Origin of the sequence: Neorhizobium sp. LMR1-1-1.1 (assembly GCF_040675795.1) — a bacterium.
GTDB lineage: Bacteria > Pseudomonadota > Alphaproteobacteria > Rhizobiales > Rhizobiaceae > Neorhizobium > Neorhizobium cellulosilyticum.
Genome location: NZ_JBEGHE010000025.1, coordinates 791,310 through 814,970, shown reverse-complemented (window position 1 = coordinate 814,970; position 23,661 = coordinate 791,310). Strand labels below are relative to the sequence as shown.

The following is a 23,661-nucleotide window of genomic DNA, read 5'->3' as shown; positions in this document are numbered from 1 at the left end:
TTTAGAAATCTACGACCAGACTGGCCTTTGCCGCATGGGCGGCAAAGGAGTGGGCGAATTCGCCTGAATAACTGAGCTTAACCCGTGTCGTCTTGGAGATCTGCGCGGTGAGTGAAGCCTCCAGCACGGCCGTATCGCGCGGCAGTGAGACGCCTTCAATGACGAAGGGGCTGCCGGACGAGAAGGCAAACCGCGAGGATGGCGTCAGATCGCCGATCGCGTGACGCCATCCCAGCATGCCGGAAAACGTCGTCGGCAGATCCTCATTGCCGATATCGGCGGACCATCTGAGGCCAAGGGTGGTCAGCGTCACGTCATCCGTGTTGCCGTTTGCCGAAAGCGCTGCCGCACCGCCTTGTTCGCGAAAACCATCGGTTTCGAGATTGATATAGGCGAGATTGGCAAAGGGTTCGAGCGTGGCGGCACCGACCTTCTCGCGCCAGCCGAGATCGGCAAAAACCTGCCGCGTCGCGCTCTGGTAATCGGCCTCAAGCTGGTCCTCGAATGCGCTGAAAGCGATATTCCGTTCGGTGGAGATATCGTTTCTCGAATAGATCGCGCCCGTCGTGAAGTTGAGCTTTCCCCATTCCGCTGCCGCATACAGGCCGGCACTATAGCTGTCCCAGTCGGCATCGGTGCCCGCAGACGCATTCGTGTAACCGAACAGGCCGCCGATACGCCAATGCTCCGAGACGCCGGCGTCGATGCCGGCAAACAGGCCCGCGATATGGCCATTCATATCTGCAGCATTGCCGTCGCTGTCGAAGCGGTCGGTCGCGGCGATCCCGGTCATCCAGAAACTTGCGCCGCCTTCGGTTTCCTTAACCGGTACATTGCCGTTGATCCGGTCGATCACCGCCTCGCGGGCAAGGCCTGCCTGCTGCAGCAACTGGCTTTTCAGCGAGGCATGCAGCTCGCCGCTCAGTTGCGAAAAGGCATCGCGGGCACCGGTAGCGTTCAGCGGAAGCACGCCGAGGAAGACGGAATTGGTGGCACCGAGAGATTGGACCGCCTCGGCCGTCGCGCGCGTATTGCGCGTCTCCGTCACATCGGCGAAATCGACGTCGTTGCGGTAAAGGCCCAATGTCACCGTGGTCGGGTCGTAGCTGAGGATCGGCGACAGGAAGGCCAGATCGGAATTGACCTCATCGAAGGTGCCGGTGACGCTGTCGCCGGTCAGGATCGTGTAGGTGGTGGCCAGAGAATAGGTGCCCGACCCGGCCAGGACATCAACCGTGCCGCCGTTTATCGTCACGCTTCCGGCGGCATCGAGGCGGTCGGACAGGCCGGATGCATCGGTTTCAACCTGATAGGTAGAGCCCTTTTCGAAGGTGACATCGCCGTTCACTGCAACGGTCGCGATACCTGGACCCGGGGCGAAGGTGCCGCCGGAGCCAACGGTCAGCCCGCCGATCGCGCCGGAGCCGGTCAGCACGCCGTCCGAGCCGATACCGATCGTGCCGCCGATGGTACCGTCGTTGACCAGCGTGCCATCGACTATGGTCGCGTCGCCGGTGATCGTGCCGGTATCACTATTGGTGAACGTGCCGCCGGTATTGGTGAGCGAGGCAATCGTTCCCGCATTCGAGGCGCTGCCGGCATTGGTGACATCACCCGCCGTCGCGCCCGAGTTATTGACGAAGCTGGCTGCTGCCGCAACATCGACATCGGTGACGACGAAATTGTTGACGAGCGTGCCGCCGGATACCACGGTGTTACCGGTGATCGTGCCGCCATCGTTGTTGGTGAAAGTGCCGCCGGTGTTGGTCAGCGAGGCGATCGTGCCGGCGTTCGAGGAATTGCCGGCATTCGTCACATCGCCTGCCGAGGCACCGGTATTGTTGACGAAGATTGCAGCGGCGGCCACGTCCACATCGGTAACGACGAAATTGTTGGTCAAAGTACCGCCGGAAATCACCGTCGTTCCAGTGATCGTGCCGCCGGCATTGTTGGTGAAAGTTCCACCAGCATTGGTCAGTAAGGCAATCGTGCCGGCATTCGACGATGTGCCGGCGTTGGTGACGGCACCTGCAGTCGCGCCCGAGTTGTTGACGAAAATCGCCGCAGCCGCGACATCCACATAGGTGACGACGAAATTATTGGTCACCGTCCCGCCGATGACGTTCGTATCGCCGGTAATCCTGCCGCCGCTGTTGTTGGTGAAGGAGCCGCCCGTGTTGGTCAGCGACGTTATCGTTCCGGCATTCGACGACGTGCCGGCATTGGTGACATTTCCTGCCTCAGCGCCAGAGTTGTTGACGAATTCGGCAGCGGCCGACACATCGACATTGGTTACGACAAAATTGTTGGTGAGCTTGCCGTCGTCGATGGTCGCGGTGCCGGTGATCGTGCCGTCGTTGACCGTCTCGCCGCCGGTCATATGCAGGTTGCCGTCCAGCGTGCCTGAATTGGCGAGATTGCCGCCACTCATCCCGACATCCGAGGATAGCCTTCCGCCAGTGGAGATTTCGATGCGCCCCGGATCGGCAAGGCTGGTACCGCCGGCCGCCGAAAGATCGGCGTCAACATGCAGCGTGCCGCCGGAAACATCGACCGTGCTGACGGTCGTATCCGTCGAGACGGTCGGTGCGCCGGAACCAATTGCGGCACTGCCGGTCGCACCGGGTGCTGCCGGTGTCCAGTTGGCGCCGTTGGAGAAGTCATTATCGGAGGTGCCCGTCCAGGTGGATTGCGCCGAGGCGGCAGCCGGCAACAGCCAGGCCACCGAGACGATAGCCGTGTATAGCTTGAGACGCCGTTTCGCGCCCGCCGAGATCGCCGGAGCAGACATTCCCACCTCACGCAGGGCAGTTCAGGGCGAAGCACCCTTAATGATCTGCTAATATGAGTTAAGGAATTATGGTTAACGGAGCCTTAATGGCGACCGTTTCCCGCAGCGGCTGGCGGTTCTTTCACAAGGTCGAAATCAGGACCGGCGCGGCTTCTTGGCCGGGCCGGTGTCGAAACCGAGACGAACGCGGGTGAAACGCGTTGCGCCGCCTGCATTGTTCGGGATCTGCACGTCGGCCTTGGAGAAGATGAACTGTGTGCCGCCCACCGGGATCTCGACCGGGAAGGCCACCTTCTGCGAATAGAGCACGTTGTCACCATCGACCACTTCGACCAGAACCGGCAGGGTGACGGAACCCGGCGTGCCGGCAGGTCCCTGCACGACACGGCCCTGGGCGATGAGATTAATGGTCATCGTGGTTTCGTTTGCCGTGCACTGGCGCGTCGCGTCGTTGAACGAGGCCTGGTAGAGAAGTTTGTCAGGGTTATCCTGCCCGCCGCGCGCATAGGAGCGATAGACGGCATCCTGGTCACGCATAACCACCTGTGGGCAATAGGCCTGCACGACAGCCTGGACCGGCTGGGCATTGGCAGGAGCAGCGTTGGAACTCAGGTCCAGTCCCTGCGAAGCAGAATTGCAGCCACCTAAGCCAGCCACCAAAGACAACGTCAGAAAACCGCGAGAGAACTTGCCAACCACGTTACTCAACCCTTTGCAGCCTCGTTTCCGATACGGTACCGACCCGGCATTTTCCGGTCTTTCACCGCCGATTTCGATAGTCTATATCAGCGGTCAGAACAAAAATCGATTAGGGATTCAAGGTCGTGGAATACATTTCTACCCGTGGTACAGCACCCGCTCTCGGCTTTCGGGATGCGCTCATGGCCGGGCTTGCAAAAGACGGCGGCCTGTATGTCCCGCGCAAATGGCCTACCCTTTCGAAAAAACAGATCCGTGCCCTGCGTGGCAAATCCTACCAGGAAGTCGCGTTCGAGATCCTGTCGCTTTTCGTCGATGGCGAGATTGCCGATGACAAGCTGAAGGCCATGATCGACGAGGCCTATGCCACTTTCCGCCACCCGGCCGTGGTGCCGCTGGTGCAGGTCGGGCCGAACGATTTCATTCTCGAACTCTTCCACGGCACGACACTCGCCTTCAAGGACGTGGCGATGCAATTGCTTGCGCGCCTGATGGACCACGTTCTTGCCGAGCGCGGTGAACGCGCGACGATCGTCGGCGCCACATCGGGCGATACCGGCGGTGCTGCGATCGATGCCTTTGCCGGCCGCGAGCGCACCGACATCTTCATTCTCTTCCCGCATGAAAAGGTCTCGCCGGTTCAGCAGCGGCAGATGACCTCATCGACCGCGTCGAACGTGCATGCGATCGCGGTGAAGGGCAATTTCGACGACTGCCAGAACCTCGTCAAAGAGATGTTCAACGACGCTGCCTTCCGCGACAAGGTCAAGCTTTCGGGCGTCAACTCGATCAACTGGGCGCGCATCATGTCCCAGGTCGTCTATTATTTCACCGCCGCTGTTTCTCTCGGCGGGCCGGACCGGAAAATCTCGTTTACCGTGCCGACCGGCAATTTCGGCGATATCTTTGCCGGATATGTGGCCAAGAAGATGGGCCTGCCGATCGATCGCCTCGTGATTGCCACCAACGACAACGACATCCTGGCCCGCACGCTGAAGACCGGCCGTTACGAGATGAAGGGCGTCAAGGCGACGACCTCGCCTTCGATGGACATCCAGATTTCATCCAATTTCGAACGCCTCCTGTTCGAAGCCTATGATCGCGACGACGCTGCAGTGCGCCGCTCAATGGACGGGTTGAAGCAATCCGGTTCGTTCGAGATCAAGGAAAAGGCGCTGAAGGCGATCAAGCGCGAGTTCCGCGCCGGACGTGCTACCGAACGCCAAGTTGCCGCCACGATCCGCGAGACGCTTTCGGCCACCGGTTACCTTCTCGACCCACATACGGCAACCGGCGTCTTCGTCGCCGCGAAGAATGCCAAGCCATCCAGCCCGATGGTAACGCTGTCGACGGCGCATCCGGCCAAATTCCCGGCTGCGGTAAAATCCGCTTGCGGAATTGATCCGGCGCTCCCATCATGGTTGTCTGATCTTATGCAAAGGGAGGAGCGCTTCGATATACTTGAACCGGAGCTGAAAGCCGTCGAGACCTTTATCGGCAGCAACGCACGGACCAAGTAACGGCGCGCCGGAAAGACATAGTATGAATGTAGAGATTACCCGGCTCCCCTCCGGGCTGACTGTCGTCACCGAAAGCATGCCACATCTGGAAAGCGTGGCACTCGGCGTGTGGATCAAGTCGGGTTCTCGCAACGAGACCGAAGAAGAGCATGGCATCGCCCACCTGCTCGAGCACATGGCCTTCAAGGGAACAGCACGGCGCAGCGCCCGCGACATCGCCGAGGAGATCGAGGATGTCGGGGGAGAGCTGAATGCGGCGACCTCTACAGAAACCACATCCTATTATGCGCGCGTGCTCAAGGATCATGTGCCGCTGGCGGTCGATATCCTTGCCGATATCCTGACGGAGTCGGAATTCGACGAGGAAGAACTGCGCCGCGAAAAGCACGTGATCCTGCAGGAAATCGGTGCGGCCAACGACACGCCCGACGATGTGGTCTTCGACAAATTCTCCGAAGTCGCCTATCGCGGCCAGACGATCGGTCGCGCCATCCTCGGCACACCGGAACGGGTGAAAAGCTTCACGCCGAGTCAGATTCGCGGCTACCTTTCGCGCAATTATACGACCGACCGGATGTTCGTGGTGGCCGCCGGTGCGGTCGACCACCAGACCTTCTGCAAACAGGTGGAAGAGCGTTTTGCCGGTCTGCCAACTTCGCCCAGCGCACCGCCCGTCTTTGATGCTGCACGCTATATCGGCGGCGATATTCGTGAGGAACGCGACCTCATGGATACACAGGTCCTGCTCGGTTTCGAGGGCAAGGCCTATCACATGCGCGATTTCTACTGTTCGCAGATCCTCGCCAATATCCTTGGCGGCGGCATGTCTTCGCGCCTGTTTCAGGAAGTGCGTGAGCATCGCGGCCTCTGTTACTCGGTTTATGCCTTCCACTGGGGCTTTTCCGATACCGGCATTTTCGGCATTCACGCGGCAACCGGTGCCGACGATCTGCCAAAGCTGATCCCGGTCATCATCGACGAGTTGCACAAGTCTGCCGACACGATCCATCAGGTGGAAATCGACCGGGCTCGCGCACAAATTCGCGCGCAGCTGCTCATGGGTCAGGAAAGCCCGGCCGCCCGCGCCGGCCAGATCGCCCGGCAGATGATGCTTTATGGTCGCTCTATCCCCAACGAAGAGATGATGGAGCGTCTCGCAGGCATTACCACCGAGCGGCTGACCGATCTGGCAGGCCGCCTGTTCTTCGACACCGTACCGACCCTTTCGGCCGTTGGCCCGATCGAGAAGCTCGCGCCGATGTCCGATATCGCCTCGGCTCTATCCTCACCTGTCATCAAGGCAAAAGCCGCCAGCTGAACAGAGGCTCCGAAGCACAATGGGTAGATCGGTGTTTCGGTTTCTGTCCCGTCAGCCGGACACGCCCGAGTTATCCGGACCTCAGCATCTTTTGAGGCTGCCGCATAATTCCGATTACAAGCAATGGTATCGGCTGCGTTCCGAGAGCCGCAGCTTCCTTCAGCCGTGGGAACCGACCTGGCGGGCCGACGAACTGACGGAAAGCTCGTTTCGCGCCCGAATCCTGCGCGCAAACCAGGAATGTGCGTCCGGTCTCGCCATGCCGATGCTGCTTTTCCGCAAGGACGACATGACCCTGCTCGGGGGACTTACCATCGGCTATATTCGCCGGGGTGCAGCACAAAGCTGCATGATCGGATATTGGATGGGTGAAAAACATGCGGGCCAAGGCCATATGTTGGCCGCATTGAGAGTGGCAATCCCGTATATCTATGGCGGACTTCAGTTGCACCGGATCGAGGCAGCTTGTATTCCGGACAATTGGAAAAGCATGCGGCTTCTAGAAAAAGCCGGCTTCGAGCGGGAAGGTCTTTTGCGGAAGTATCTCAAAATAAACGGCGAATGGCGCGACCACATGATGTTTTCCCGGTTGCCGGAAGACGGCGAATTCGGGGAAATGGTCGGACCATGATTGACGGTATGCGTTTTAGTTCTGCGTATCGGGCCTTTGGCCTGAAGTTTCTGCTGATGATGATCGTCGCCATTCTGGCCTTCGGGCTTAACGGTGCGCGTGCCGCCGAGCCGGTGAAAATCTCGCGTGACGACACGGCGCTCGACCTGACGGCCACGACCGACATCTATACCAATCAGGGTGAGGCTTTCCAGGTTTCCACGGCGGCGGGCGGTGACGGGATTCGGCGACGCATCGAAGTCAGATCCAGCAATCCTGGGCATCAGGGCGACTGGGCGGTTTTTGCACTTTCCAACGTCTCGGAAGAGCAGCTGGAGCGCGTCATCGTCGCACCGCATTTTCGCCTTGTCGGATCGAAGGTGTTCTGGCCGGATCTCGGTTCGCAGCGTATTACCGCGATTACTCCATCGGAAGGTTTCTCGCTCGATCGTCTGCCGAGCCCCGATGCAGACGTGTTCCGCATCACGCTCAATCCGGGATCGACGATCACGTTTGTTGCCGAACTGGCCAGCCCTTCGCTGCCGCAAATCTACCTCTGGCAGCCGGACGCCTACAAGGATACGGTCAACTCGTTCACACTCTATCGCGGCATAGTGCTTGGCATTGCGGGTCTTCTGGCGGTGTTTCTGACGATCCTGTTCGTCGTCAAGGGCACATCGATGCTACCGGCGGCGGCAGCGCTTGCCTGGGCCGTGCTCGCCTATATCTGCGTCGACTTCGGCTTCCTCGACAAGCTGATCACCATCACATCCAGCGACCAGCGAATATGGCGTGCGGGTGCGGAAGTGGCGCTCGCCTCGTCGCTCGTCATCTTCCTGTTCACCTATCTGAACCTCAACCGCTGGCATGTGCATCTGGGTTACGCGACGCTTGCCTGGGTCGTCGGTCTCGTCCTGCTTGGGGGCGTGGCAATCTACGATCCTTCCGTTGCCGCAGGTATTGCCCGGCTTTCCTTCGCGCTGACGGGTACGGTCGGCATCCTGCTGATCATCTATCTCGGCTTCAACCGCTACGACCGCGCGATCCTGCTGGTGCCGACCTGGACGCTGATCCTCGTCTGGCTGTTCGGCAGCTGGCTGACAGTGACGGGACAGCTCGACAACGACATTATCCAGCCGGCGCTGGGCGGCGGTCTGGTTCTGATCGTGCTACTGATCGGCTTCACTGTGATGCAGCACGCCTTTGCCGGCGGTGCTTACCAGCAAGGACTGTTTTCCGACCTGGAGCGTCAATCGCTGGCGCTGACCGGCTCCGGCGATACCGTGTGGGACTGGGATGTCGCGCGTGATCGTGTCGTCACGACCCCAGATATTTCGGGCCGTCTCGGGCTTGAGGCCGGCGCCATGCATGGTCCGGTGCGCAACTGGGTTCCCCGCCTCCACCCCGACGACCGCGACCGGTTCCGTGCCACGCTCGACGTGCTGCTCGAACATCGCCGCGGCCGCCTGCATCACGAATTCCGCATTCGCGCCGAGGATGGACATTTTCACTGGCTGCAGATCCGTGCGCGGCCCGTGCTTGGCTCGAACGGCGAGATCATCCGCTGTGTCGGCACGATTGTCGATGTGACCGAACAGAAAAATTCGGTCGAACGGCTGTTGCAGGATGCGTTGCACGACAACCTGACAGGCTTGCCGAACCGGCAGATTTTCCTCGATCGCCTGCAGGGCGTGCTGACGCTTGCCGCCAGCGGCGACACCGTGCGCCCGACCGTGATGGCAATCGATCTCGATCGCTACAAGCAGGTCAACGACAGCCTCGGGATTGCGGCAGGCGACAACATGCTGATCGCGATTACCCGGCGTCTTCGGCGCCTAATGAAGCCGCAGGATACGTTGGCACGCCTTGCCGGCGACCAGTTCGGCCTGATCCTTGTTTCCGAGCGCGACCCTGCGAAGATCGCCGATTTTGCCGAAGCCGTATCGCAGGCCATCATGGTGCCGATCAATTATGCCAATCGCGAGATCGTGCTGACCGCCTCGATCGGGCTTGCGTCCTTCGTCGACCAGCAGGAAAGCGCTGCGGGGCTTCTGGCGGATGCGGAACTTGCAATGTATCGGGCCAAGCGCGGCGGCGGTAATAAGGTGGAGCCGTTCCGGCCGATCTTCCGCACGTCCGGCACCGACCGCCTGCAGATCGAAACGGATCTTCGCCGCGCATTGGAGCGCAAGGAACTGTCGCTCGCCTATCAGCCGATCATATCGCTGAAGGACGGCGAGATCGCCGGCTTCGAGGCGCTGATGCGATGGGAACACCCCAAGCGTGGCAGCATCCCGCCTGCTGAATTCATTCCGATCGCCGAAATGTCGGACCTTATCGGCCCTCTCGGCGTGTTTGCAATGGAGCGTGCGGCGTTGGACCTTGTTTCATGGCAGGAGCAGACCGGTGAAGTGCCGATCTTCGTTTCCGTCAACCTGTCCAGCGCACAGCTTTTGAATGCGGACCTTTATAACGATGTCAGGGCACTGATTTCGAAGACTCAGGTCAATCCGCACCAGTTGAAGTTGGAACTGACTGAATCCCTGATGATGGAAAACCCGGAACAGGCTCGCCTGATCCTCGCCAAGCTGAAAGAGACCGGCCTAAGCCTTGCACTCGACGATTTCGGCACCGGTTATTCCTCACTCGCCTACCTGACCCAGTTTCCGTTCGACATGATCAAGCTCGACAAGACGCTTGTCAGCGACATGAGCGAAAAGGGCTCGATCCTGCTGCGCTCCGTTATCGCCATGGCCCGCGGGCTGGAAATGACAGTCGTCGCCGAAGGCATCCAGACGGATGAGCATGCGATGGAGCTTGCAAAGATGGGCTGCCACTACGGCCAGAGCTACCTGTTCGGCCCGCCTGCCACCAGCGAAGCCATGCTGCGGTTACTGAAGGAACGGTTTCCGCTGACGAAACGGGCGTAACTTCCCCCAGGTCCACCTCTGGCCTGCCGGCCATCTCGCCAACAAGCGGGGAGAAAACCCGTGGCACGCCCCCTACCGCAATTGTGGTCCGACGAGGCGGTCGGGTTAACCCCTCTCCCTTGTGGAGAGGATTGGGAGGGGTCGTTTCCGCCCTACCGTCTCAACACCAGATCATGCACGAATTGCAGCTTTGCCGTCACGGCCGGCGTCAGGATGAACGGATAAAGGTCAGGCACCCCCATCGAGCGGTGGATACCGTTGATCGCCAGGCTGAAGGGGATCCAGGCGGACACGAGCTGTTCGGCGCTGTCGGCGCGATAGGGATTGAAATCCACTTCCGCCGATAGTTCTTCGTGCCTGCGCGGGTCTATCGACATGCCGTAGGCTCGTGCCGTTTCCAGCGTGTCGACTATATGGACATAGTGGGCGAAGCTCTCGGCGAAATCCTCCCATGGATGCGAGCTTGCATAGGTAGAGATGAAGAATTCCTGCCAGTTCGGTGGCGGGCCTTCCTCGTAATTGCGTTTGAGCGCCTCGCCGTAATCCACGGTTTCGTCACCGAATACCGCGCGAAATTCATCCAGCCTGCCGCCGTCGCGGACCATCTTGTCCCAGATGTAATGGCCGGTCTCGTGCCGGAAATGGCCGAGCATAGTGCGGTAAGGTTCGTTCATCGACACGCGGATCTGCTCACGCGTCGCATCGTCCGCCTCGGCTGCACGGATCGCGATGAGGCCGTTTTCGTGGCCGGTCAATGCGGCCTTTACCGTTCCGTCGGCTTGGATCTCGTCAACGAGAAAATCGAAAACGAGACCGCCTGCAGGATCCTCATCGCGGTTGATGCGCGGCAGGTTCCATTTCAGCATGGAATAAAAGAGGTGACGCTGAGCCTGGCTGATGCGCCGCCATTGCCGCAATCCCTCCTCGGTGGAGGCATCCGGTACCAGACGGTTATGGCGGCAGGCCGGGCAAAAGGGATTGGAATCGTCCGCGAGAACGGTCCAGTTGCAGATATCCATGCCGGCATTGGCGCAAAGCCGGACCTTCCGCTGCGGGTTGGCGAATAGCGACCAGACCTCCTCGCCTTCGACAGGCTGCAGCGCATGCATGGCAAGCGCCTCCGGCACGAAGGCCAAACGGGAGCCGCAATTCATGCAGTCCCGGTTGTCGAAATGGATAGGCTGTCCGCAGTGATCGCAATCGTAGAGGCGCATGGGCTGGTCCGCATCGATGGAGGGAGGGGAATAGAGAAAACCTGCTCCGGCAGTGCCGAAACAGGTTTATCAAATGACTGGAGATCATTTTTTCGGACTATGCCGTCCGACATTACCGGGATTTGGTCAGGTCCCAGACATTACATGCGGTCAACGAAATCCTTGCCCGCTTCCTTGATCTTGCCCTTAGCCTGCTGAGCATGGCCCTTGGCTTCCTGGGCGTTGCCCTTCGCCTTGAGCTTCGGATTATCGGTCATGTCACCTGCGGCCTGCTTGATCTTACCGGCAACTTCGTTGCCCTTGCCTGCCATCTTATCGCTGGTGCTACCCATTCCTTGTTCTCCTTATCTCTTTCGACGTTGTTCAACGCCTTGCGATAATAGAACTCTGAAGGGTGGATATCGTTCCACCGAAACAGATCAGGCATGTCCTGCTTCGGTCGAAAGCATTTCCGGGCTGACGCCCATAAGGGCAAGCGCGCGTTCGTATTTGGCATCAACGCAAGGATCGAAAATGATGTCATCCTGCGATGCGCAATTGAGCCAGCCGTTGTTGCTGATTTCGGCCTCAAGCTGTCCCGGCCCCCATCCGGCGTAGCCGAGAAGCAGAGTTGCCCGCGTCGGCCCCCGGCCTTCCGCGATCGCCCTTAGAATATCAAGCGTTGCGGTGAGTGAAATCTCGTCACTGACAGGGATCGAGGACTCGCAGGAAAAATCGTCGGAATGCAGAACAAAGCCCCTGCCCGTTTCCACCGGACCGCCGTAAAGAACCGGAAAATAACGCGCCTGTTCCGAAAGAAAAGCGGTGTGAGGTTCCTCGACGATCTTCAGATGTTCAAGCACGTTGGGGAATGAGAGTTCCTGCTGCCTGTTGATGATGAAGCCCATAGCACCGGTTGATGAATGAGCGCAGATATAAACAACACTGCGAGCGAAACTACCGTCCTGAACACCGGGCATGGCGATCAGGAACTGGCCGTCGAGAAATCCGCGTTCACGCTTGTCTTTGAGCGCCGTAATTCCCATCGAGCCTCCCGTGTGCCTTTAAAGCGCCGTGTAGCGGCGGCCGCATCAGGCGACCCTTCCAAGGCAACATGGGGCAGTCTACGGGATCATTCAACCGAAAATGATTGGTTTTCATCAGACGTGGCTGGCGAGCATGGGATTGCTGGGATAAATCCGTTCTCATGATCTCGACCGCTTTCACCACCCGCCGCCTTTTCATCGCCATCCCACTTCTGCTTACCTCTGCCTTCATGCCGGTCTCAGTACAGGCAGAAACGACCGACTGGGTGAGCAATGAGGGCGGGCGCATGAGGATCGTTGCGCTGGCGCCTGATGCGCGCGGCACCGTGCGCGGCGCGCTGCAAATCGAGCCCAAGGCCGGCTGGATCACCTATTGGCGCGAACCGGGCGATGCAGGCATACCGCCGCATATCTCGTTTCCCGAGACATCCGACGTCAGCCTCAGCAAGATCTCCTATCCGGTGCCACGTCGTTTCGACAATGGTGACGTGCGCGATATCGGCTATGATACAGCCGTCAGCTTTCCCTTCGAGCTTTCGGTGACGAACCCGAACCAACCATCGGCAATCACGGCCTCCGCCTTTATCGGCATCTGCCGAAACATCTGCATTCCCTTCCAGGCCGAATTCAACCTCGGGCTCAAGGCCGATGCCGGCACGTCCTTTGCCGAGGCGATGATCATCAACGATGCGGAAGGCAAGCTGCCGGAACATCCGTCCGACGATTTTGCCGTCACGCATTATTCCGTTTCCGCCGACGGCGACACGCTGCGGCTGCGGCTGCAATTACCCAAGGACGCACCGAAGAAGCCGCAGGTGATCGTCACCGGGCCGGAAGGACATGTGCTGTTCAACGAGACCAAGGGCGAACGCATCGAAGACAGCTATTCCGTCGAGATGCCGGTCGGCAAGCTGCCGAAAGGCTATGACATGAAGGGTAAGCACTGGGGAATTCTCGTGCTTGCCGGCAAGCGCGCCATGGAGACTTCGCTCGCCTTCGAGTGAGCCTTTCCGGGCGCCGCATGCCGTGATCGCAAACTGATCGACAGTTCTCCCTGCCCTCTCTTGTCTTGTCATTCGCCAACTTTATAGTGCCGCGAACGATCGCATGGGCGATCATTGGCAGGAGAGACGACATGACGATCGCAGTGGGCGAAAAGCTTCCGGAAGCAACATTCAAGGAAAAGACGGCAGATGGCCCGGTGGAAGTGACGACCAGCGGTCTTTTCGCCGGCAAGAAGGTCGTGCTGTTTGCCGTACCCGGCGCCTTCACGCCGACCTGCACGCTCAACCATCTGCCTGGTTACATTGAAAACCGCGATGCCATTCTTGCACGCGGCGTCGATGATATCGCTGTCGTTGCCGTCAACGACTGGCATGTGATGGGCGCCTGGGCGCAACAGTCCAACGCGCTCGGCAAGATCCACTTTCTCGCCGATTTCGACGCCTCCTTCACCAAGGCCATGGGCCTCGACATCGACCTCTCCGGCGGTGGGCTCGGCGTGCGCTCGAAGCGTTATTCCATGCTGGTCGAGGACGGCGTGGTGAAGTCGCTCAACATCGAGGAAAGCCCCGGCCAGGCCACCGTCTCGGGTGCCGCGGCGATGTTGGAACAGCTTTGATCTAACTGACGGGATTTGTAGAATGACGAAGGGCGCCAGATGGCGCCCTTTGCATTGTGAACTAAATTGGTGCGGCTACGCTGCGAGATCGTAGACGATAAGGCCGGACAGGCCACCATCGGCGGAGGCGACGATACGTTCGGCAACGGCAAGATGATCCGGAGCCGCGAGATAGGTATCACGCGCCTCCGGGCTTTCGAATGTCACGATAAAGCCATCCAGAAAGCCACCGCTCAAACCTTCGGACGATATGTTCGGACCGAATTTGACATCAACGATGCCCGAAAGCGTGTTCTGAAGGCCTGCGATCGCCGCGTAGATTTCCTGTTTTTCGGCGTCCTGTACCGACGACTTGAAGCGCAGAAAAACACAGTGAAGGATCATGCGTGGTCTCCCGTTGTCGTGCCCCGATTTGGCCACGATCACCATAGGCGGTGACGCCGCAATGGCAAGTCGGGTCTGATGCGGCTGAGCGACGTCGAAGGCGGGTTATTTTACCAGAAGCGACCGGCCAAGATTGGGTTTCTTGAACGGCTCCATGCCGAGGCGGGCGAGTTCGTCAGCGCGTTCGTTTTCCGGATGGCCGGCATGGCCCTTGACCCAGTGCCACTTGACCTTGTGGCGCTGGTTGGCGGCATCGAGCTGCTGCCAGAGTTCACCATTCTTCACCGGCTTTTTGTCGGCGGTCTTCCAGCCGTTTTTCTTCCAGCCGAAGATCCACTTGGAGATGCCGTCCATCACGTATTTGCTGTCGGTGTAGAGATCGACCTCGCATTCGCTTTTCAATGCGGTGAGCGCGGAGATGGCGGCCAGAAGCTCCATGCGGTTATTGGTGGTTTCCGCCTCGCCGCCGTTCAGCTCCTTGGTGGTTTCACCGTAACGCAGGATGGCACCCCAGCCGCCGGGGCCGGGATTTCCGGAGCAGGCGCCATCGGTGAAAATCTCGACCTGCTTCATGACGCCACCTCGATTGCCGGTGCATATTCGGCGACCGATGAAATCTGCCGGTGGAAGCGCAGCTTTCGCAGATATTCGAGCGGGTCCTTCTTGACCACCAGCGCGCCTTCCGGCGTCGTCAGCCAGTCGTATAGGCGAGTGAGGAAGAAGCGCAACGCCGAACCGCGGGCGAGAACCGGCATCGCTTCGCGTTCTTCATCCGAAAGCGGCCGCACCGAGCAATAGCCTTCGAGCAGTGCCGAACCCTTGGTGACGTTGTAGGAGCCATCCTTCTCGAAGCACCAGGCATTGAGGCAGATCGAGACGTCATAGGCGAGCAGGTCGTTGCAGGCGAAATAGAAGTCGATCAGGCCGGAAAGCTCGTCGCCCAGGAAGAAGACATTGTCCTGGAAGAGATCGGCATGGATGACGCCTGCGGGCAGGTTTTTCGGCCAATGGGCTTCGAGATAGGCGAGTTCGGCGGTGATTTCCGCTTCAAGGCCCGTCTCGACCTCGTCGGCACGCTCGGCCGACTTTTCCCACAGGACCTTCCAGCCCTCGAGCGACAGAGCATTCGGCCGCTTGATGTCGAACCCCTCACCGGCAAGATGCATGCCGGCCAGCGCCTTGCCGACTTCGCGGCAATGTTTTGCTTCCGGCTTTCTCAGCCACATGCCTTCAAGGAAGGAGATGAGCGCTGCCGGACGGCCGGAAAGCTCGCCCAGAAGCTCGCCATCACGGCGCGGCAAAGGCAACGGGCAGGACAAGCCGCGTTCCGAAAGATGCTGCATGAGGCCTAGGAAAAACGGCAGGTCCGACTTCTCCACCCGCTTTTCATAGAGCGTCAGGATCAGCGGATCCTTCGTCGTATGCAGCAGGAAGTTGGAGTTTTCCACGCCTTCGGCAATGCCCTTGTAGGAGGTCAGCTCACCGACGTCATATTGCGCCAGAAAGTGCTTGAGGTCGGTTTCGGTGATGTCGGTATAAACGGCCAAGGCGGTCTCACAGTCGGTCAAGGGGCAGAATCATCTGCCGGAAGTGTAACCCCATCTGCCTTGCCGGGCATCGTGTGGGAAGTGGAATTGCGAAATTGTGGTGCGGCGGCTTTCTCATGCCTCGGCGGTTGCGGCTTTGCCCCTCACCCTAACCCTCTCCCCGTAAACGGGGCGAGGGGACTTGCCACACTCAACGTCGGAGAGAAGCCAAAACCTCGCGGCTCGCGTCCTTCGCCCCGTCATTACGGGGAGAAGGTGCCGGCAGGCGGATGAGGGGCAGCCAATTACTCAGCAAGTTGCTTCGCTTCGTCAGCGCTCGCCGACAGCGGCCGATCGCCGTTAACCCACGCCATATCCTCCACAGTCAGCGGAACACTGCGAAGCTCGCGGTTGACGAGGAAGTTTTCGGTTTCCTCGGCGGTGATGGCCAGCTCGATCTCGGCTGAAAACCGTTCCTTGAAGGCGGCGATGATCTCGTCGACGATGACTTCCGGGGCGGATGCACCGGCAGAGAGGCCGAGCGTGCGGATCCTGCCGATCTCGTCCCAGTTCAGCTCGGAGGCGCGCTGGACGAGCAACGAGCGCTTGGCCCCTGCCCTCAAGGCCACTTCGACGAGACGCTTGGAATTGGACGAATTCGGTGCGCCGACGACGATGAAGAGATCGCAGCCGGGAGCCGCTTCCTTCACCGCTTCCTGGCGGTTGGTGGTGGCGTAGCAGATGCTGTCGGCCGCCGGAGCCTGAAGATTGGGGAAACGCTCCTGCAGCTTGGCGATGACGCCTGCCGTATCATCGACCGAGAGCGTCGTCTGGGTGACGAAACCGAGATTGTCAGGATCTTCCGGCATATAGGCTTCGGCATCGGTAATCGTATCAACGAGCGAAACGGTTCCGGGCGGCAGCTGCCCCATCGTGCCGATGACTTCAGGATGGCCGGCATGGCCGATCAGCACGACATGGCGACCAAGGCGCTGGTGGCGCATGGCCTGCTTGTGAACCTTGGACACAAGCGGGCAAGTCGCATCGAGATAGAACAGATTGCGGGCCTGCGCATCTTCCGGCACGGATTTCGGCACGCCGTGGGCGGAGAATACGACCGGCTGCTGGCGATGTTCTTCGGGGATCTCGTGCAGTTCCTCGACGAAGACGGCGCCCTTGGCTTCCAGTCCCTCGACGACATAGCGGTTATGGACGATCTCGTGGCGGACATAGACCGGCGCACCATATTGTTTCAGCGCCAGAACAACGATCTGGATCGCCCGGTCGACCCCGGCGCAGAAACCACGCGGACCGCAAAGCCTGATCGAAAGAGCCGGTTTGGTGACCTGAATGTTCATTCCGCATCCGCTGTTGGAAAATGCCTGAAGCCTCATATAGGCGAGGCAATTGAGGCGCGCCAACAGAAAATGTCGTTATCGCCCTTCTCCGGCCGGTGATGAGGCGGGTTTGCGGCTGCGCCACCACATGCCGAAAACCACGGCCAGCAATGCTGCGGCGAGACCATACCATGTCGCGGCATATTGGAGATGGTTGTTGGGAAGGTCGAATTGCGTCACACCGCCCTTCGGCCAGCCGCCGGGATTGATGACGGATGCATCGGCATCGACGAAAAAGGCAATGACGTCGGAGAGCCCATCGCTTGCGGCCATGGCATCGAGGTCTTTCCAGTAGAAGATGTTCTTGGAGAGATCGTTATCCGGCACCAGCATGGACGGCTTGCCGGAGAGTTTTGCGCGAGCGTAACCGGTGATCGTCTGTTCGCCGGAAACCTCGCCTTCCGCTCGTGTTACCGGCTCCTTCATCTCGTAGGGCACGAAGCCGCGGTTGACGAAGATCTTGCGGCCGTCCGCCAGCGTCAGCGGCGTGTAGACGTAAAAGCCGGTGCGGCCTTCGAAGGTGGCGAAGAAATGCCGTTCCTTCGTGTGATCGAATGTGCCGGAAAGCGTGATGCGGCGGTATTCGATATCGTTGCCAGCCGCAGCTCTCTGCTCGATCTGCGCAAGCGATACCGGTTGGGCTGCGCGGCGCTCGGTAATATCGGCGAGAAGGCCCTCCTTCCAATAGAGCCGCTCTACCTGCCATGTGCCGAGGGTGAGCAGGATGGCGAGTGAGAGGAGGATAAGGGCGGTGGTGAGGATGGTTTTCAATGAGGTTTTCTTGCGTGAGTTGGTCGTGACGACGTTGGTTCTCATCTTGCTACGACCAATCTCAAACAAAGTCACACGCGGAGAACTAGCCCCTCACCCTAACCCTCTCCCCGTAAACGGGGCGAGGGAACGTGCCACGATTGAAGCATAGGGCCGCGGCTTGCGCCCTTCTCCCCGTCATTACGGGGGTCCGGAGGACGGGACGGGGCAAGCGACCCGTCCCCGGTTGGTGCCGGCAGGCGGATGAGGGGCAGCTGCCCAAAAAAACCTCACAAATGCGCCAGCGGTGCGCCCCAGCCGCCCCAGATGTAGATCGAGAAGAACAGGAACAGCCAGACGACGTCGACGAAGTGCCAGTACCAGGCGGCTGCTTCGAAGCCGAAATGACGTTCCGGGGTGAAGCCGCCATTAATGGCGCGGATCAGGCAGACGATCAGGAAGATCGTGCCGATCAGCACGTGGAAACCGTGGAAACCGGTGGCCATGAAGAAGGTGGCGCCATAGATCGAATTGGCGAATTCGAAGGGTGCGTGGGCATATTCATAAGCCTGCACGGCGGAAAACAGGATGCCGAGCGCGACCGTCAGCGCAAGGCCGGTAACCAGTCCCTTGCGGTCGTTGTGCAGGAGCGCGTGATGCGCCCAGGTTACGCAGGTGCCGGAGAGAAGCAGGATGATCGTGTTGTAGAGCGGCAGGTGCCAGGGATCAAGAACTTCGATGCCCTTGGGCGGCCATTGACCGCCGAGCGCTTCGACGCGGGCGGCCTGGATCGCCTCGTTGGGATAGAGGCTCGCATCGAAAAAGGCCCAGAACCAGGCGACAAAAAACATCACTTCGGAGGCGATGAACATGATCATGCCGTAACGCAGATGCAGCGAGACGACCCGCGTGTGATGGCCTTCATCACCTTCCTTGATCGTGTCCGCCCACCAGCCGATCATCACATAGAGGATGATCGCCAGGCCGATGAAGAACACCCAGGGGGTGGCCCAGTTGAGGCCGAACATGTGGAACTCGGCGCCCTTGAGATAGCGCATGTAACCGACACCACCGAAGGTGATGACGAAGGCGCCGATCGCGGCCAGGAGCGGCCAAGGGCTCGGATCGATGATGTGGTAGTCGTGATTCTTCTGATGCGCGTCTGCCATGTCAAAATCCCCGATAAATGCCTCTCCACCGCATGCGGAAATTTCCGCAAGCGCTCCTCTCAAAGCTTGCTTTCACCCTTTATCTCATCCGTCTTCACCGCAGCGACCGGCTTTGCCGGCTCGCTCGGATAGAAGGAATAGGATAGGGTGATCGTTCTGATATTCTTGGTTTCCTCCGCCTTGACGATCTCCGGATCGACGTAAAAGACGACGGGCATGGAAACGCTTTCGCCAGGCGCAAGCGTCTGCTCGGTGAAGCAGAAGCACTGCACCTTGTTGAAATAGGCACCGGCTTCCATCGGCGTGACGTTGAAGACGGCGGTGCCGGTGGTGGCGACGGCTGAGCGGTTGGTCGCCGTGTATTCGACCTGGATGGTCTCGCCGATCTTCGGCTGCACGGCTTTCGCCGCCTTAAAATCCCAGTTCAGGCCGCTTGATATGTTTGCATCGAAGGTAACCTGAACGGTGCGGTCGAGCACGGTCGACGAATACTGCTCTACCCGCTGGGTTGTGCCGTTATAGCCGGTGATCTGGCAGAAGAGACGGTAGAGCGGAACAGACGCGTAAGCGGCGCCAACCATGCCGAAAACAAATACGGCGCAACCGGCAAAGATCGAGGCGTTGCTGACCCGCTTTGCCTGGCCTGAATGCCCGCCCTGAATTCCGCCTGCCATGTCGCTCCTCCCTTAGCTCCATTCGGCTCCGTCTATCGGCCTAGTTCCAGAACCCGCCGACCTTGACCAGCGTGATGATGTAGAAAAGCACGCAAAGCCCCGCGAGAACGAGGCCGAGCGCCACATTGCGGTTTCGTCGTGACTTTTTCTGCGTCTCGCTGAGCTTGACGGTATCGATCACAGAAACCCTCCGAGGAACTGGCCGAGACCGGCCGCCATGTGGTCGAAGATCAGCGCGGAGAAGACCGCGAAGAGATAGAAGATCGAATAGAAGAACAGCTTCTTGGCCGGCAGCATCTTCTCGTCATCCTCGGCCATGCGCAGCACGAGAATGGAATAGTAGATGAAGATGAGGCTCAGAATGCCGGTAAAGAGGCCGTAGCCGACGCTGGCAAGACCGGTGACGGTCGGTGCGGCGACGACGGCGGCCATCAGGACCGAATAGACGACCATCTGGATCTTGGTCGAGCGCTGGCCAACGACATTCGGCATCATCGGGATACCAACGGAGCCGTAATCGCGCATCTTGAACAGCGCCAACGCCCAGAAATGCGGCGGGGTCCACATGAAGGTGATCATGAACAGGATGACGCTGTCGAGCGACACGCCACCGGTAACACAGGCCCAGCCGAGCATGGGCGGGAATGCGCCTGCAGCACCGCCGATGACGATGTTCTGCGGCGTCGAGCGTTTCAGCCACATCGTGTACACGACGGCATAGAAGAAGATGGTGAAGGCGAGCAGGCCGGCGGCAAACCAGTTGACAGCAAGGCCGAGGATGACGACCGAGAAGGCCGAGAGCGTCAGGCCGAAGGCAAGTGCCTCATTAGGGCGGATGCGACCGGCGGGGATCGGGCGCTCTGCGGTGCGCGTCATCACGGCATCGATATCGGCATCGTACCACATGTTGAGCGCGCCGGAGGCGCCGGCACCAACGGCGATGCAGAGGATGGAGATGATCGCCAGAACCGGGTTGATCTCACCGGGCGCGAGAACAAGGCCGGCAAAGGCGGTGAAAACCACCAGCGACATGACGCGCGGCTTCAGCAGCGCGAAAAAATCGCGCGCATCGGCTTCGGAAAGGAGCTTTCCTTCCTCTTGCGACATCGCTTGGGTGGAATCGATAACAGTCATTTCAATTCAGATCCTGACGAGATGCCGGGCGCTGCCAAGGCAGCACCCGGATCGGAATTCTTACTTGATGCGGGGAAGCTGTTCCCATTGGTGATAGGGCGGCGGCGACGACAGCTGCCATTCCAGCGTGGTCGCACCCTCGCCCCAGGGGTTATCACCGGCAACCCGCTTCTTGGCGAAGGCTTCCCATACGCCAAACAGGAAGATGAGTACACCCACGAAGGAGATATACGAACCGACCGATGAGACGTAGTTCCAGCCGGCGAAAGCATCCGGATAGTCGATATAACGGCGCGGCATGCCGGCAAGGCCGAGGAAATGCTGCGGGAAGAAGACCAGGTTCACACCGATGAACATGACCCAGAAATGCAGCTTGCCGATCGTCTCGTTATACATGTAGCCGAACATTTTCGGGAACCAGTAATACCAGGCGGCAAAGATGGCGAAGACCGCGCCGAGCGATAGGACGTAGTGGAAATGAGCCACAACGTAATAGGTATCGTGAAGCGAGCGGTCGAGGCCGGCATTGGCCAGCTGCACGCCGGTGACGCCGCCAACGGTGAACAGGAAGATAAAGCCGATCGCCCAGATCATCGGTGTCGCAAACGTGATCGAGCCGCCCCACATGGTCGCGATCCAGGAGAAGATCTTGATGCCTGTCGGCACCGCGATCACCATCGTGGCGAAAACGAAATAACGCTGCGCATCGAGCGACAGGCCGACCGTGTACATGTGGTGGGCCCAGACGATGAAGCCGACAGCGCCGATCGCCACCATGGCATAGGCCATGCCGAGATAACCGAAGACCGGCTTTTTCGAGAAGGTCGAGACGATGTGGCTGACGATGCCGAAGCCGGGCAGGATGAGGATGTAGACTTCCGGGTGGCCGAAGAACCAGAACAGATGCTGGTAGAGGATCGGGTCACCGCCCCCTTCCGGCGAGAAGAATGTGGTGCCGAAGTTACGGTCGGTCAGCGCCATGGTGATGGCACCGGCCAGAACCGGAAGCGACAGGAGCAGAAGGAATGCGGTTACCAGAACAGACCAGGCAAACAGCGGCATCTTGTGCAGCGTCATGCCCGGCGCGCGCATATTCAAAATGGTGGTGATGAAGTTGATCGCGCCGAGAATGGACGAGGCACCGGCGACGTGGAGCGAGAAGATCGCGAGATCTACTGCCGGTCCCGGATGGCCGGAGGTCGAAAGCGGCGGATACATGGTCCAGCCGCCGCCCGCGCCATAGGCGCCTGCCGGTCCTTCGACGAACATCGACAAGACAAGAAGAAGGAAGGCCGGGACGATCAGCCAGAAGGAAATGTTGTTGAGACGTGGAAAAGCCATGTCCGGCGCGCCGATCATGATCGGCACCATCCAGTTGGCAAAACCGCCGATCATCGCCGGCATGACCATGAAGAAGATCATGATCAGCGCGTGGGCGGTGGTGAACACATTGAACATGTGCTTGCCGCCATCGATCGCGGCATCACCCTCGAAACCGTAAACGATCGAGGCAAGGCCATGGAAAATCTGGATACCCGGCTCCTGCAGTTCCATGCGCATGGCGACCGACAGAAGGCCGCCGATAATGCCGGCCATGATCGCGAAGATCAGGTAGAGCGTGCCGATATCCTTGTGATTGGTCGAAAACAGCCAGCGGGCGGCAAAGCCCGGCTTGTGGTGATGTTCGCCATGCGCATGCGCGTCGTCATAAGCAGCGCGATGGGAATGGTCGTCGTGATGTGTCGTTTCAGCCATTGATCTCGCCTCCCTTACTTGACGTCGTTTGCAGCGACATCGACGCCGGCTGCATTTTTGTTGTCCGCAGATGCCAGAAGCGCCTTGTAGGCTCCCGGCAGATCGTTGGCGGCGGCGGCGAGCCAGGCGGTGTATTTCTCGTCCGAGACGACGCGGATGGCGATCGGCATATAGGCGTGGTCCTTGCCACAAAGCTCGGAACACTGCCCGTAATAAAGGCCCTCGCGTTCGGCGCGGAACCAGGTTTCGTTAAGGCGCCCTGGCACGGCATCGATCTTCACACCGAAGGCCGGCATGGCGAAAGCATGGATGACGTCGGTCGGAGCGGCTGTCACGAGAAGGCGTACCGTCTTTCCGACCGGGATAATCATCTCATTGTCGACGGCGAGAAGGCGCGGATAAACGGCTATGTCCGTCTTGCCGGCCGCGGCGCGATCGGGTTCTTTCAACAGGTAGCTGTCGAAAGCGACAGGCGACGCCCCCTCCCCTTGGCCGGATCCCTCATATTCGTAATTCCACTGCCACTGGGTGGCGGTGGCCTTCACCGTCATGTCGGTTTCGGGAATTTCCAGCTGGGCGTTCAGAAGATTGAAGGACGGGATGGCCAGCATGAAGAGAATCAGGACCGGCGCCACCGTCCAGACGATCTCGATCGTCGTGTTATGGCTAGTGCGCGATGGCGTCGGGTTCTTGTCGGCGCGGAATTTCACAGCGACGATGATCAACAGGGCCAGAACGAAAAGCGTGACCGGAACGATGAACCAGAGCGTGTACTTCTCGAACCAGCTTATCTGGTGCATAATTTCGGTTGCCGGCGCCTGAAGCCCCATCTGCCAGGGATGCGGCTGGTCCGCATGCGCCACCGAAGCGCTTACCAGCCCCGCAATCGGGGCGGTGATAAGACAGATGATCGCCATCATCATCGCATAAGCCCTGTTCATCACAAACTTTCTCCCCACGCATGTGATCCAGATCAACTCTTACGCAGTCTCCAAGCTATAGCTTGGTTCAACCATAGTTTGCTTATATCCGCAACGTCTTGCGACAAATGCCCCTGCGGCATTTTGCGCATTGTGGACGCGCGACATCCTCTGGTTGATTTCCCTCCGTAATAGACCACACCTCCCTCCACAGAGTCGCAGCC

21 protein-coding genes and 1 pseudogene are annotated in these 23,661 nt (G+C 59.5%); 6 read left to right on the top strand and 16 right to left on the bottom strand.

All coding sequences use genetic code 11. The features are described from left to right. Position 1: 1 nt before the first annotated feature. Both MRBLMR1_RS17015 and MRBLMR1_RS17010 read right to left on the bottom strand, forming a co-directional pair. On the bottom strand, positions 2-2,791 hold the full coding sequence (locus MRBLMR1_RS17015; RefSeq protein WP_500065353.1) for an autotransporter outer membrane beta-barrel domain-containing protein: 2,790 nt from the start codon (positions 2,789-2,791) through the stop codon (positions 2-4). Positions 2,792-2,926: 135 nt separating this feature from the next. After that, positions 2,927-3,490, bottom strand: coding sequence for a PilZ domain-containing protein (locus MRBLMR1_RS17010; protein WP_148144110.1), 564 nt, complete (start codon positions 3,488-3,490; stop codon positions 2,927-2,929). Between the two features lie 125 nt (positions 3,491-3,615). Between MRBLMR1_RS17010 and thrC the strand changes: the two genes are divergently transcribed. The 4 genes and pseudogenes from thrC to MRBLMR1_RS16990 all read left to right on the top strand — a co-directional run. After that, positions 3,616-5,010, top strand: a complete 1,395-nt coding sequence (thrC, locus tag MRBLMR1_RS17005) for a threonine synthase (RefSeq protein WP_148144072.1) — start codon at positions 3,616-3,618, stop codon at positions 5,008-5,010. A gap of 22 nt (positions 5,011-5,032) precedes the next feature. Next, entirely contained in the window at positions 5,033-6,328 is a 1,296-nt protein-coding gene (locus tag MRBLMR1_RS17000) for a M16 family metallopeptidase (RefSeq protein ID WP_148144073.1), read from the top strand. A gap of 19 nt (positions 6,329-6,347) precedes the next feature. Continuing rightward, positions 6,348-6,959 carry a GNAT family N-acetyltransferase gene (locus MRBLMR1_RS16995; RefSeq protein WP_148144074.1) on the top strand — a complete coding sequence of 204 codons (612 nt, stop codon included), beginning with the start codon at positions 6,348-6,350 and terminating at the stop codon, positions 6,957-6,959. Positions 6,960-7,057: 98 nt separating this feature from the next. After that, positions 7,058-9,868 (top strand): annotated as a pseudogene (locus MRBLMR1_RS16990) (EAL domain-containing protein); the annotation flags it as partial. A gap of 152 nt (positions 9,869-10,020) precedes the next feature. Here MRBLMR1_RS16990 and MRBLMR1_RS16985 read toward each other — a convergent pair. The 3 genes from MRBLMR1_RS16985 to MRBLMR1_RS16975 all read right to left on the bottom strand — a co-directional run bounded on the left by MRBLMR1_RS16985 (position 10,021) and on the right by MRBLMR1_RS16975 (position 12,107). Continuing rightward, positions 10,021-11,082, bottom strand: a complete 1,062-nt coding sequence (locus MRBLMR1_RS16985; RefSeq protein WP_148144075.1) for a putative zinc-binding metallopeptidase — start codon at positions 11,080-11,082, stop codon at positions 10,021-10,023. 140 nt (positions 11,083-11,222) lie between these two features. Continuing rightward, positions 11,223-11,414 carry a CsbD family protein gene (locus MRBLMR1_RS16980; RefSeq protein ID WP_148144076.1) on the bottom strand — a complete coding sequence of 64 codons (192 nt, stop codon included), beginning with the start codon at positions 11,412-11,414 and terminating at the stop codon, positions 11,223-11,225. 87 nt (positions 11,415-11,501) lie between these two features. Then, positions 11,502-12,107 (bottom strand): YqgE/AlgH family protein, encoded by a 606-nt coding sequence (locus MRBLMR1_RS16975; RefSeq protein WP_148144077.1) that lies wholly within the window; start codon positions 12,105-12,107, stop codon positions 11,502-11,504. Positions 12,108-12,268: 161 nt separating this feature from the next. Between MRBLMR1_RS16975 and MRBLMR1_RS16970 the strand changes: the two genes are divergently transcribed. Together MRBLMR1_RS16970 and MRBLMR1_RS16965 are read left to right on the top strand one after the other, a co-directional pair. Continuing rightward, positions 12,269-13,111: a protein-disulfide reductase DsbD domain-containing protein gene (locus MRBLMR1_RS16970; RefSeq protein WP_148144078.1), complete on the top strand. Its 843-nt coding sequence runs from the start codon at positions 12,269-12,271 to the stop codon at positions 13,109-13,111. Between the two features lie 131 nt (positions 13,112-13,242). After that, a complete protein-coding gene (locus tag MRBLMR1_RS16965) occupies positions 13,243-13,728 on the top strand; it encodes a peroxiredoxin (RefSeq protein WP_148144079.1) in 486 nt (161 codons plus the stop codon). A gap of 75 nt (positions 13,729-13,803) precedes the next feature. On the opposite strand, the gene MRBLMR1_RS16960 is transcribed toward MRBLMR1_RS16965, so the two are convergent. The 11 genes from MRBLMR1_RS16960 to coxB all read right to left on the bottom strand — a co-directional run bounded on the left by MRBLMR1_RS16960 (position 13,804) and on the right by coxB (position 23,458). Continuing rightward, positions 13,804-14,112: a Dabb family protein gene (locus MRBLMR1_RS16960; protein WP_148144080.1), complete on the bottom strand. Its 309-nt coding sequence runs from the start codon at positions 14,110-14,112 to the stop codon at positions 13,804-13,806. A gap of 105 nt (positions 14,113-14,217) precedes the next feature. Next, positions 14,218-14,685, bottom strand: a complete 468-nt coding sequence (gene rnhA, locus MRBLMR1_RS16955) for a ribonuclease HI (RefSeq protein WP_148144081.1) — start codon at positions 14,683-14,685, stop codon at positions 14,218-14,220. Next, complete coding sequence (locus tag MRBLMR1_RS16950) at positions 14,682-15,659, bottom strand: homoserine kinase (protein ID WP_148144082.1); 978 nt, start codon at positions 15,657-15,659, stop codon at positions 14,682-14,684. The genes rnhA and MRBLMR1_RS16950 overlap by 4 nt, the downstream gene beginning before the upstream one ends. 284 nt (positions 15,660-15,943) lie before the next feature. Beyond that, positions 15,944-16,996, bottom strand: a complete 1,053-nt coding sequence (gene ispH, locus MRBLMR1_RS16945) for a 4-hydroxy-3-methylbut-2-enyl diphosphate reductase (RefSeq protein WP_500065346.1) — start codon at positions 16,994-16,996, stop codon at positions 15,944-15,946. Between the two features lie 75 nt (positions 16,997-17,071). Continuing rightward, a complete protein-coding gene (locus MRBLMR1_RS16940; protein ID WP_148144084.1) occupies positions 17,072-17,851 on the bottom strand; it encodes an SURF1 family protein in 780 nt (259 codons plus the stop codon). Between the two features lie 224 nt (positions 17,852-18,075). After that, on the bottom strand, positions 18,076-18,954 hold the full coding sequence (locus tag MRBLMR1_RS16935; RefSeq protein WP_148144085.1) for a cytochrome c oxidase subunit 3: 879 nt from the start codon (positions 18,952-18,954) through the stop codon (positions 18,076-18,078). Positions 18,955-19,013: 59 nt separating this feature from the next. Then, positions 19,014-19,628: a cytochrome c oxidase assembly protein gene (locus MRBLMR1_RS16930; protein WP_148144086.1), complete on the bottom strand. Its 615-nt coding sequence runs from the start codon at positions 19,626-19,628 to the stop codon at positions 19,014-19,016. Between the two features lie 40 nt (positions 19,629-19,668). Beyond that, entirely contained in the window at positions 19,669-19,806 is a 138-nt protein-coding gene (locus MRBLMR1_RS16925) for a cytochrome c oxidase system small membrane protein (RefSeq protein WP_112504814.1), read from the bottom strand. After that, positions 19,806-20,762 (bottom strand): heme o synthase, encoded by a 957-nt coding sequence (gene cyoE, locus MRBLMR1_RS16920; protein WP_500065343.1) that lies wholly within the window; start codon positions 20,760-20,762, stop codon positions 19,806-19,808. Before cyoE ends, MRBLMR1_RS16925 begins: the two co-directional genes overlap by 1 nt. Before the next feature lie 60 nt (positions 20,763-20,822). After that, on the bottom strand, positions 20,823-22,517 hold the full coding sequence (gene ctaD / locus MRBLMR1_RS16915) for a cytochrome c oxidase subunit I (RefSeq protein ID WP_148144088.1): 1,695 nt from the start codon (positions 22,515-22,517) through the stop codon (positions 20,823-20,825). Positions 22,518-22,531: 14 nt separating this feature from the next. Next, positions 22,532-23,458, bottom strand: a complete 927-nt coding sequence (coxB, locus tag MRBLMR1_RS16910; RefSeq protein ID WP_148144089.1) for a cytochrome c oxidase subunit II — start codon at positions 23,456-23,458, stop codon at positions 22,532-22,534. Positions 23,459-23,661: the final 203 nt, after the last annotated feature.